We start from the raw sequence: 535 nt of genomic DNA, 5'->3' as shown, positions 1-535 counted from the left end.
ATAATTTATAGAGCTCTTATGCCATTAATTACTTACATGCATATTTCCTTATTTACTGAAAGAAGAATTCCCGTTATATTACTTTCTAATCAGTCTCGTTAAAGCCATCCCAAGAAATCCAGCACCCATTCCTATTAGCCATCCAGTTTGGGTACTTCCTAACATAGATCCCACCCCTCCACCAAGAAACATGCAGCCAACGAATACTAATCCTCCAATTCCCCAGTTCGGCCGTTCCATAATTCAATCACATCCTTTCAATAAAACATATGCTATTAGCTACCTAAACTTTCTTACATAGGATTGTTAATTATTTTGCTTAAGTTTAGTACTTTCAGGGAATTCAAAAGATGCGGTGATTGAGCCATTTGAATGGATTGTAGAAGGTGAATTTAATTTTTTTATATTATAATAACTTAAGAGTTGTGGAACAAATTCTTCTTCAACTAACCAGTTAATAGAAGCATGGAGATTTTCCACTATCGGGAGCTCGTCGCTATTAAGCTAAAACTTCATTTTTGGGGAAGAATGTATT

General features: G+C 35.0%; 1 protein-coding gene. It reads right to left on the bottom strand.

The features are described 5' to 3' along the window. Positions 1–78: 78 nt before the first annotated feature. A complete protein-coding gene (locus V7038_RS29250) occupies positions 79–240 on the bottom strand; it encodes a hypothetical protein (RefSeq protein WP_000441013.1) in 162 nt (53 codons plus the stop codon). Positions 241–535 lie beyond the last annotated feature (295 nt).

This window comes from Bacillus sp. JJ783 (genome assembly GCF_036963225.1).
Taxonomy (GTDB): Bacteria; Bacillota; Bacilli; order Bacillales; family Bacillaceae_G; genus Bacillus_A; species Bacillus_A cereus_U.
This window is presented reverse-complemented; position numbering and strand designations above follow the sequence as displayed.